The organism is Cloacibacterium normanense, from assembly GCF_002943105.1.
In the GTDB taxonomy this organism is placed as follows: domain Bacteria; phylum Bacteroidota; class Bacteroidia; order Flavobacteriales; family Weeksellaceae; genus Cloacibacterium.
On sequence record NZ_PTPZ01000010.1, the window covers coordinates 66381 to 77584 of the forward strand.

6 protein-coding genes are annotated in these 11204 nt (G+C 33.3%); all 6 read right to left on the minus strand.

Features of this window, described 5'->3' with window-relative positions:
- Window positions 1-1342: 1342 nt before the first annotated feature.
- A complete protein-coding gene (locus C3729_RS12725; protein ID WP_104794499.1) occupies window positions 1343-1846 on the minus strand; it encodes a hypothetical protein in 504 nt (167 codons plus the stop codon).
- A 548-nt stretch (window positions 1847-2394) separates the two neighbouring features.
- Entirely contained in the window at window positions 2395-3666 is a 1272-nt protein-coding gene (locus C3729_RS12730; RefSeq protein ID WP_104794500.1) for an OmpA family protein, read from the minus strand.
- A gap of 690 nt (window positions 3667-4356) precedes the next feature.
- Entirely contained in the window at window positions 4357-6741 is a 2385-nt protein-coding gene (locus C3729_RS12735; protein WP_104794501.1) for a GumC family protein, read from the minus strand.
- A gap of 5 nt (window positions 6742-6746) precedes the next feature.
- Window positions 6747-7541: a polysaccharide biosynthesis/export family protein gene (locus tag C3729_RS12740; protein WP_104794502.1), complete on the minus strand. Its 795-nt coding sequence runs from the start codon at window positions 7539-7541 to the stop codon at window positions 6747-6749.
- Between the two features lie 241 nt (window positions 7542-7782).
- Window positions 7783-8061, minus strand: coding sequence for a hypothetical protein (locus C3729_RS12745; protein WP_104794503.1), 279 nt, complete (start codon window positions 8059-8061; stop codon window positions 7783-7785).
- A 6-nt stretch (window positions 8062-8067) separates the two neighbouring features.
- Window positions 8068-11204 (minus strand): putative Ig domain-containing protein (locus C3729_RS12750; protein ID WP_133159986.1); only part of this gene is annotated, 3137 nt, incomplete at its 5' end.

Genomic DNA, 11204 nt, shown 5'->3' on the forward strand with positions numbered 1-11204 from the left:
TTTTTTATATTCAGGAGAATCGAGAGCCAAGAGTCAAGAGTCAAGAGTCAAGATGTGAGATGTGAGATGTGAGATGTGAGATGAGAGATGAGAGATACGAGATAGCTATTGGAGTAATTAAAATAAAATAGGTCTTCCCCAACCCTAAAGGGAGCCTATTTTATTTCTCAGTTAGAAATTTTTCCACCTTTGTCATCCTGAGCGGAGTCGTAGGAAGGGAGGAAAAGAAAAATTTCGGAATTCTTTAGGTGTGGAGTTGTTGATGCGAGATACGAGATAGATATTGGAGTAATTAAAATAAAATAGGTCTTCCCCCAACCCTAAAGGGAGCCTATTTTATTTCTTTGTTAGAATTTTTCCACCTTTGTCATCCTTAGCGGATTCGAAAGAAGGGAGGAAAATAAAAATTTCGGAATTCTTTAGGTGTGGAGTTGTTGATGCGAGATACGAGATAGCTACTGGAGTAATTAAAATAAAATAGGTGTCCCCCAACCCTAAAGGGAGCCTATCTCATTTCTTACTTAGAAATTTTTCCACTTTTGTCATCCTGAGCGGAGTCGAAGGAAGGGAGGAAAAGAAAAATTTTGGAATTCTTTAGGTGTGGAGTTGTTGATGCGAGATACGAGATAGATATTGGAGTAATTAAAATAAAATAGGTTTCCCCAACCCTAAAGGGAGCCTATTTTATTTCTTTGTTAGAAATTTTTCCACTTTTGTCATCCTGAGCGGAGTCGAAAGAAGGGAGGAAAATAAAAATTTCGGAATTCTTTAGGTGTGGAGTTGTTGATGCGAGATACGAGATAGATATTGGAGTAATTAAAATAAAATAGGTTTCCCCCAATCCTAAAGGGAGCCTATTTTATTTCTTTGTTAGAATTTTTCCACCTTTGTCATCCTTAGCGGATTCGAAAGAAGGGAGGAAAATAAAAATTTCGGAATTCTTTAGGTGTGGAGTTGTTGATGCGAGATACGAGATAGCTACTGGAGTAATTAAAATAAAATAGGTGTCCCCCAACCCTAAAGGGAGCCTATCTCATTTCTTACTTAGAAATTTTTCCACTTTTGTCATCCTGAGCGGAGTCGAAGGAAGGGAGGAAAAGAAAAATTTTGGAATTCTTTAGACGTGAAATCGCGGAGGTCTGGAGTCGTGGTGTCGTAAAGTCGGCTGCGTATATCGCTTTAGAAGAGGCTACCAAAAATGGACCAATTGGGGTTTGGTTATAAACCTATTTATATTTATTTTTGAAAAAAGGCTCAGATGATAAATCCAAGCCCTAACTTTTTAACTTACACCCTTTATGGGATAGTTCTTTACATTATTTTTACTTATCTTAAAATTCACTCAAAAAGGATTCTGATTATAATCTTTATTTGTATAAATACTTAAATTTTGTATATTTTTATAATTTCCTTTGCTTGTAATTTCAAAAATAAACGTAAGCTTTTCCCCTTGATATACCTTAGTAGGAATACCTTCTGGATTTCCAGAGAAAATTAAATCTCCATATTTTTTAGAAACTTCAATCTGATATTCTTCAAATTTTTTTTGATCTAAGCTCATTATGGTAATACGCTCATCATCTGAATATTTTTCAGAAAAATATTTTATAAAAGAATAATTAGGAGGATTATAACCTTCAATTTTGTTATAATTGAACTGCATTACCCCAAATTCTTCTTTATTTTCTTCTTCGAAAACTTCCAGCACTAACCCTTTTTTAATTAGAAAACTTTGAGTGTCAGTAGTAGACATTTCTCTAAGAGCAATTAACTCTTTCATGGTAAGATTCTGGCCCCATATAGATACTGAAATCAAAATCAGAAATAAAAATACACTTTTTTTCATTTTGTGTTCATTTTAATATATAACAGTTATCATAATCAAATATTAATGACTTTACACAAATATATAAATTAAAAATATAAATACAATAAAAACAGTAAAACAATAAAAACACAAAAATTAAAAATTGATACTCGTTAATATTTTAATCCCAAAAGTCAACTCCTGTAAAAGTTAGCTTTTTTGTTTATCTCCACTGAATTTATATTCTGAGTGCGAAATTCTTATTTATAATTAAGATTGAAAAAGAAGAATTACTAAACAATAAAGATTTTATGAATGAGTGAGCGAGGTTAAAGAACAAATGCGTAAAATCCTTCTATGCCAACAACTCAAACGAAAATTTCAACGGAAAAATCAGAAATAAACAAAAAAAGGCATTGCCTATCCAAAATTGGCATATTGTTCTCACGCCATTTATGTTTATTTTTAGAAAAAGGCTCAGATGATAAGATCCAAACCTTAACTTTTTAACTTACACCCATTCTGAGATAGTATAATAAAAAAAGACTTATGTTTCCATAAGTCTTTTTATAATATTTTTATGTCTTCTATTCAGATACCTTAAAGGCAACTCTTCTTACCAACTGTCTTGCCAATTTAGATTCTTTAGGAACTGAATTATCTTCTCCTTTCACTACTAATTTCAAGCGTTTAGCATCTATGCCAGATCTTACGATCATTTCCATTACCCTTTCCGCTCTTCTTTTTGACAAATTAATGTTATAATTAAAATCACCTAACTCGTCTGCATATCCTATTACATCTACACTTGCATTAGGATTAGCATTAAGGTATTTAATCAAGAAATTAATCGCAGAGATGCTTCCAGGAGTGATTCTTGTTTCATCAAAATCAAAGAACACATTAACATATTGCCCATTAATCATGTTCTTCATTTGAACATTAGTATAATTATCATTAAAGTTATTTACAGTATTCTGTAAGTCTCCATAATTATTATTGATGTAATTTTTAACTTCTTCTGTTAAATCTCCTTTTTCCGCTATCTTATTTTCTAAATCTTCAATTCTAGCTAACAAATGATTATACTCTCGTTTTGTAGTATTTTTTTCCCAATACCAATCTGCATGTTTTTGTTTCTTGCCTAAATATAGCGTTATACCTAAAGAGGTGTTATAAACTGTACCTGTTCTACTCAGGCTTGGGTCTAGTTTTGTTTGACCATCTAGAGTAACGTGGTGTGTTAAATTACTTATTATTGTATAATCTGCACTTAGTGCCCATCTATTAGAAACTTTAACTAAAAATGTAGTTCCTCCTACTATGCTAAAAATATTATCATAATTACTGAAAGTTTTAGTTGTAGGTGCCTCTAAAAATGAAAATCCTGGTCCAAAATGAAACTGCCAACCGAAAGTATCTGTAAATTCTTCCCATTTCATTATTCTATGCAAATTCATTACCCCTTGTAAATCCACTCTGTACATGTTATTATCAAAAGGGGGACTCTTGGTCTCGGCTTTAAAATTATCATATACAAAACCTAATCTTAACCCAAATTTTGTATTAAACATTTTTCTAATGTTAAAATCATAATGATTTAAATTAGGATTAGAGATGTAATTGGGTGTAGTGGCGTAATACCCTGTGGTAAAAGGACGAATCCCTACATTAATACCCCCATTAAGGTTCAAAGACCAACGGTTGTAATTTTTTTTTCTGTCTTTTGGGAGCGTATCCGTAATGGCTTCATTTGTAACCTTACCAGTTGTCTCCATAAAATCTTTTTTCTCTTGTGCGGAATTTTTACTAACCCATAACAATAAGAAAAGTAATACATACTTCTTAAAATGGTTCATAAGTTTAATATTTAATTAGCTACAAAAATACTTATTTTTTTTAAAAATTGTTGAAAATTGTTTTGTAAATATTTCATTATTAGGAATTAATTTCTATATTAATTAGAATGAGGCTTTTCAAAATTAAGAAGTGAGATGTGAAGTCGTGAAGGCGTGGAGATGTGATGATGTGATGATGTGATGATGTGAGATGTGAGATGTGAGATGTGAGAGCCAAGATGCAAGATGCGGGATTCGAGATGTGAGAGTGAATTGGTGAATCGTGAATTGATAAAGTCGTGAAGTCGTGGTGATGTGATGATGTGGTGATGTGATGATGTGATGATGTGGAGATGTGAGATTTGAGAGCCAAGATGCGGGATTCGAGATGTAAGAGTGAATTGGTGAATCGTGAATTGGTAAAGTCGTGGTGATGTGATGATGTGATGATGTGGAGTCGTGAATTTTTGAATTTTAAAGGGGATTACCGATTTTATTGGAATCTTTCTAAGCGAGATTTACATACGTTTACAAGGCATCTAAAGTGGAAAAAGACCTTTATGATAAAGTGTATTGTCTGTTTTTTTTAAAAAAAATATTTCAGTAAAAAACCCTACTTTGAGGGCAGGGTTTTTAACGGGGGAATGGTATCTATTTGCTATATTCAAGGAGAATATTAAATCTGAATTGAGTTTTTCTCCATTAAAATAATTAAGAGAATTTGGAAAAGAAATTAGACATTCTCTTTTTCCATATTATTTTCTTATTCACATTCTCATCATCTGAATTATATCCGTATCTGTATCCATACTTATTATCATAATAAGAGATATGTCTATTTTTTACGTCGTTTAAGACTATTGCCAGTTTTCCTTGGGCTTTATTTCTTTCCACCTCTTCTGTAAATTCTAACATGTCTCGATCGGTGTACTCTGCTCTCATCACATACAATAACAAGTCTGCATATTGTATTAAATGAAAAGAGTCACTCACCAAAAGCAAGGGTGCCGTATCAACTACGATGTAGTCATACTTTGATTTCAATTCTGTAAAAACATTTACCATTTTATCACTCGACAATAAATAGGTAGGGTTAGGAGGAACAGTACCACTAGATAAAACATCTAAATTTGGATTACCTTCAAAAGTTTCAATATATTGTTCAATATTATTTTCATTTTCGTTAACTAAATAATCTGACAGCCCTTTTTTACCATGTGTAATAAATCTTTTTAATTGTGGATTTCTTAAATCGGCTCCTAATAACAGTACTTTTTTGTTTTGTGCTAAAATTAATGCAGTATTGGTACTTACAGTAGTCTTTCCTTCACCTTTTACTGAAGAAGAAACCATAATCACTGGAGCTATCCCTTTGATGGGCTTAACGATAAATTTAGCATTGGTTAACATAATTCTAAATGATTCTGCAAAAGCGGTTAAGTCATTTTTCTTCACCACTGAATTTTCTGCATCTCCAGCATTAGGAATTTCTCCTACTACAGGTATCTCTGGCAATGCCTTTCTGATTTCTCTGCGATTATGTATTTTAGTATCTAAAGCAAAAATAATATATAAAATACCAATGGGGATTAGCAATCCCAATGAAAATGCTATCAAATAATAGGTTTGTCTTTTCGGTGAAACCGGAGAATCTGAGGTGTAAGCAGGATTCACAATCTTTGCTTTTGGAGCATTGGCAGATAACGCAATTGAAGCTTCTTCTCTTTTTTGAAGCAAATAGAGATATAAAGATTCTTTTAAATTTTGTTGTCTTTCAATACTTCTAAACAGTTTTTCCTGTAATGGAAATTTGCTTATGGCTTCTCCTGATTGATCCATTTGATTTTTGGTTTGGCCAATCGTTAATTGAATATTTGCTTGAGACTTTTTAAGATTTTCTCTAATCAATTCCTTCAAAGATGCAATATCTCGGTTCATCTGTATCACCGAAGGGTTAGAAGGCGTTGCCTGTCGCAAAGTTCTATTTTTGGTTAATACCATTTGATTATAATCACCAATCAATGCATCTAACGCTGAAGGCATTCCCAAGTTTGTGGGTAACAATTGTTCAGGAGAAGACGAATTGGTTATCGCTAAAACAGAATTAACCATTTCCAATTGAGTTGACAAATCCAAAAGCCTCTTTGTAGTTTCGCTAATATTTTTGAGATTTAATTCTGCTTGGCTCTGTAAATCTGCTATTTTATTAGATTCCTTAAAGTTTTCTTTTTTATTTTCTATACCACCAAGCTCTTCAGTAATCACTTTAAGTCTTTCGTCTATAAAATTTGCGGTAGCCATTGCTTCAATATTCTTATCCTTAATAGCATCTGAATTGTATTGATTCATTAATTCATTAACAATATCTTCAGATCGAACTGGATTAGTCCCTACTCGACTGATTTCAATAATGCTTGATTTTTTTTCAGGAATATTAAGAGTAATAGAAGCTTCAAGTTGATCAACCAAAATTTTTGGATTGGTCACCTGTAAAAAAATTGGATTTCCAAAATAAATTTTAGAATTTCTATTTAAAACAATTGTTCCCCAATCGGTTTTTAATGGGATACCAAAACGTCCAATAATCTCTTTTTTCTCGTCTAATAACTTATAGCCATTATTAGATTGTGGTATAATTTCATATTCCTTAGATTTAAATTTTCTGGGCTGGTTGATCACTAGAATAGAACCGTAAAAAGGTGCATCTTCATACAACTCAGTATCTTTAAATCTTCCTTTTTTTATGGCTTTAACATCTAATCCTATTTTTTTCACCACATTATACAATAATGGTTTTGATTTCAAAACGGATAATTCATTGTCCACTTCATTGGTAACCAACCCTGTAGGCAATGCCATATTTTGAAAATCCTTTATTCCCATAATCTCTCCTTTCTTGGCAGCCTGCAATTTCACATACAAAGACGCCTTGGTAAGATACTCTGGCACTGTAAAACGCAATTTTACCCAAGCGATAGAAAGTGAAATAATAATGCAAATAATATATAAAGGCCACCAACGTAAGTAGCGAAGTAGTAAAAATTTTAAATCTGAGTTGCTGGTCTGTATTGACTCTCTTTCTTCTGTGTAATCCATAGTTATTATTTTAATATACTAATCAATATAGATGTTAACCCTAATGCTATGCCTCCAATCTGAAAAATTAACCCACGATTAGGATCTATATTTGCAGACTTTTTCTTGATGAGGTCTGGTTCTACATACAATACATCATTTTGCTGCATGTAATAGTACGGTGAACTTGTTATATTTTTATCGGTAAAATCAATGACATATGTCTTAGAGACACCTTCTTCTTCTCTTACTAATTTCACATTGGTTCTATTCCCAAAATCGGTCATATCCCCTGCTAAACCTAAAGCTTGTAAGATGGTAATTTTATCTGAGGGACTTGTATATTGGCCTGGTTTTTTCACTTCTCCTAATACCGTAACATTAAAATTTAACTGTTTAATGGAAACCAAAGGATCTGATAGATATGTGAGTAATCTTTTTTCAATATCTGCTCTTAACTGAGCTAAGGTCATTCCTTTGATGTATAATTTTCCTAAAACTGGGAAATAAATATACCCTTCATTATCTACTAAATAACCTTGAGGTGCAATTTGTCCTACTTGACCCAAATTAACTTGTTCAGGATTGGTTGCATTATTCATTGAGTGAAGATTAAAAGGTCTCACCGCATTTTCATCAAAAGCGGTTACTTTAATCTCTAAAACATCTCCTGACTGAATATGAGCTCCATAAAAAACGGCTTGATTGATCTTAGATTCAGCTATGTTTTTTTCTTTTTCCATGTATACCATGTTTTCTTTTGGTTTACAAGAACTTATTGCCATCAATAAAACAAGGTAGTAAACTAAATGTTTCTTCATATACTCTAAATAATAGCCACAAATATAGATAAAATTTGAAAATTTCGCACTCTATAAGTCATAAAATCGGTATTCATTACCTCTTATTTAGCAATATCTACGATTATTTCTCTATTATTTTTTTAGTTAACAGGACATTATCTTAAGGTTTACGCTATTACTTCTATCTTATTATTTTTCAAAACATTAAATTAAAAAAACTTCTCTATTTCTAGAGAAGCTTTAAATTAATATTCAATTATCATCCATTCATAAAAATCTTTTTCTTCTTGATTACAATATAAGCGCTAAGTCCAATACCTGTTATAAGTAATAATGGAATATAATCGTCTATCGGAATAGGGTCTTCTCCATCAATTGCTCCTCCTGTACCAGGATCATCAAGGGCTTCTACTTTTTGTTTATACGTTACTTCACTATCATAAAATGCAGGTGGTGGAGTTTCATCTCCTTGTACCTCTTCCTGTGCAATACCTAATAGCGATATACTCATTGTCATTAATATCCATATTTTTTTCATAACGCTCTATTTTATTATTAATTTTTTAGATTTTTCTCTGCCGTTTTGTAACGTCACTTTTACTACTATCATTCCTTCAGTAGAAAGATTAATCACTGTTTCTCTTTGATGAGGTTGAACTTTTATGAGTTTTTTACCCGTCAAATCATAAATTTCTACTGTCGCCACATTTTGCCCTGCTTTAATCCTTACTTCTTTACCTACGCTTATTATATTGAGTTCTTCTTTTGCAAGATCTTGCGTTCCTAAAACTCCCGAAGGCTTAAATTGTAAAGTAAACCTATTGGATTTCAAACCAGTCGTTTCAGTAAATTCATATTTATTTGTAGTTAAATCAGTTACTGCTCCCGTAAGGTTATCTTTTAAATAAATTTTTTGCCCATTACTGAATATTCCTTCTTTCTGAAGCAAACTTATGGTATAATTACCACCTGTAGTAAGATTAGCGGACAATGAGAATTCATCTGCCTCATCAAATCCTCCATGTGCATCTATTATAAGTTTTTTATCTTCTACTGTAGAATATAAAGTTTCTGTAGTTGCATCTAAAAGGATGGCATCATATCCTTTATCAATTCCTTTAGTAGTGCCTGGGAAGAATCCTAATAACATTTGTGGTTTTGCTCCAGAAGGCGATGCTAACTCTAGCCAGAATCTATTTTTAGAAACAGTAGAAGACTTGCTCGTCACTCCCATTTCTGTAGTTCTTCTCATAGCGTCAGTAAAAACAAATGGATCATTATTGGTACGTTGAACAAAGAATCCTTGTCCTACAGGAATATAAGCATCTAATGAATTAGCCGGATTGGCGCCCGCACTTGTAAATGTATTATAGATGGTACCAGCATATTGATTATTCACCATTTCCACCTGACTATTCCACACATAAACTGTACCTGTAGTATTGGTATTTTGAATCATAAAATCATCATAAGAAATAGCACTTGGATAAGGATTTCCTAACAGAATAAAATTCCCTTGTAAACTACTATGGTCATAAGTTATAGTTCCTGCATTTGGGATAGTTCCTTCAAACTGAGCATGGAATATTTGTGGAGTCGTAGTAAAGTCATTTGGCGTACGAATTAAATATCCTTGCCCTTTCGTAAAGGTTCCTGAAGGAGCTGTAAGAACATACGCATTATTATTATAGGTATAGAATCTGTTATCTAGAGTACCTGTAGAAGATTGCGCCGTTCCATTGGCATTTTTACCATAAGAGAATTGTTTCAATGTTTGTGAAGAATTCGCCATAGGAGAACTCCAATTCATATACGCTAAACGTTTCACTGCTTTAGTATCTTTTCTTACTTTAAACGATGCTCCGTCTCCAGAGGTAAAGCTTCCTATTTGCAGGAAGTTAGCATTATTTGCTACAATAATGTTACCATTGTTCGTTACATTTCCTGTTTTCACAAATGAGTTAACTGTAAGCGTTTTCCCTGTATTAACGGTTAATGTTTGTGACTCAAATGATGAACCATCATAATCTCCATCAAGAATTGCTTTCAAGCTGGAGGTAGGTTCTCCATTAGACCAAGCAGTACCGTCCCAAACAGTAATAGTGCTATCTACTATTTTCTGATCTTGGCTTACATCGGTTGCTGCATTATAATTATCATCTCCCGCTTGTAAAGCCGTGATTGTAGTTACACCTGGAGCTAAAACTGTAGCTACATTTCCAGCAATTGTCAATACAGAAGTATTGGAACTTGTATAAGTTACATTTAGTCCTGATGAAGCTGTAGCAGACAATGTAAAGGTACCTACTGTGTCTAATTTATCCGTTAATGATGCGAAGGTAATGGTTTGATCACCTTTTGCAATATTAATTACTAAAGTTTTTGCATCAGTTCCAGCCGCATTTGTTGCTCCTATCGTTACATCAAAATTACCTGCTTCTGTAGGGGTACCTGAAATTAAACCTGAATTACTATTGATAGATAATCCTGTTGGAAGACCTGTTGCGCTATAACTGCTCGGAGTATTAGATGCAGTAACATTATAATTAAATGATGTTCCTACTTTTCCTGATGCTGTTAATGAACTCGTAATTACTGGTGGAAGCAAATTAACAAAACCTTTTAAAATGACATTATCAATATTAGATCCTACATCAAAACCACCCGTACCCGATGTCGAAGTAGCATCATAACCATAAAGTCTAAAAGTTACTGGAGCTACAACATCATTAATACCGGAAATACTAATAGTTTTAAAAACTGATGTACTTGCACTCATATTAGTTATTGTACCAATATCGCTTGTATAATTATCTACAGAAGATCTCAATGTTACTGATTTAGGGCCTGATGATGAAAAATCCCAAATAAAATCAAAAGAAGTTGGTGTAAAAGTAAATCCATCAGCTGGAGTTACAGTAAACTGAATATATTTAGTTGTAGATAAAGAACCTATTGCCCAGTTAGTTCCACCAAAACGATTTGAATTACCAGCAGGAGTTACTGTACTTCCTACATAATTTAGTGTAGAATTTGAAAGCCCATCAACATTAAAAGAACTATCTTCAGTAGTTTCTGTACCAGAATTTCCATAAGTATTCCATTTAAGAATTACCTTTGGAGGCAAAGTCACCGTTAAAGTTTGAGTGGCTTCAGGTGCTGCATTATAATTTTCATTACCTGCTTGGTTGGCTGTAATGGTAGTGGTACCCACTCCTACTATCGTTACAGTATTCCCACTAATAGTAGCTACTGCTGGGTTTGAACTGGCATAAGTAATCGCTAATCCTGAACTTGCATTCTGGGTTAAAGTATATGGTGCATCTGCGGTTGTTTTAGTCGCTGTGCTCGCCAAAGTTATCGTTTGGTTGCCCTTACCTACTGTTAACTCTTGCGTTACACTTGTTGCGGCATTGTAATTTCCATTTCCTGATTGTGATGCGGTTAAAGTAGTGCTTCCTACTCCAACAATGGTAACGGTTCCGTTTGCAGCTACTGTGGCTACTGCGGTATTGGAACTTGCGTAAGTAACTGCTAAACCTGAACTTGCTGTCGTGGCAATGCTATACGTGGCATCTCCATAAGACTTAGTCATCGTTGCAGTAATCGCGGTAATCGTTTGATTTGCCTTATCTACTGTTAACGCTTGCGTTACACTTGTTGCGGCATTGTAATTTCCAT

What these genes read in the sequence shown, in the direction of transcription:
- C3729_RS12725 (WP_104794499.1), bottom strand. Translation starts at nt 1,846, where the DNA reads ATGAAAAAAAGTGTATTTTTATTTCTGATTTTGATTTCAGTATCTATA.
- C3729_RS12735 (WP_104794501.1), bottom strand. Translation starts at nt 6,741, where the DNA reads ATGGATTACACAGAAGAAAGAGAGTCAATACAGACCAGCAACTCAGAT.
- C3729_RS12730 (WP_104794500.1), bottom strand. Translation starts at nt 3,666, where the DNA reads ATGAACCATTTTAAGAAGTATGTATTACTTTTCTTATTGTTATGGGTT.
- C3729_RS12740 (WP_104794502.1), bottom strand. Translation starts at nt 7,541, where the DNA reads ATGAAGAAACATTTAGTTTACTACCTTGTTTTATTGATGGCAATAAGT.
- C3729_RS12745 (WP_104794503.1), bottom strand. Translation starts at nt 8,061, where the DNA reads ATGAAAAAAATATGGATATTAATGACAATGAGTATATCGCTATTAGGT.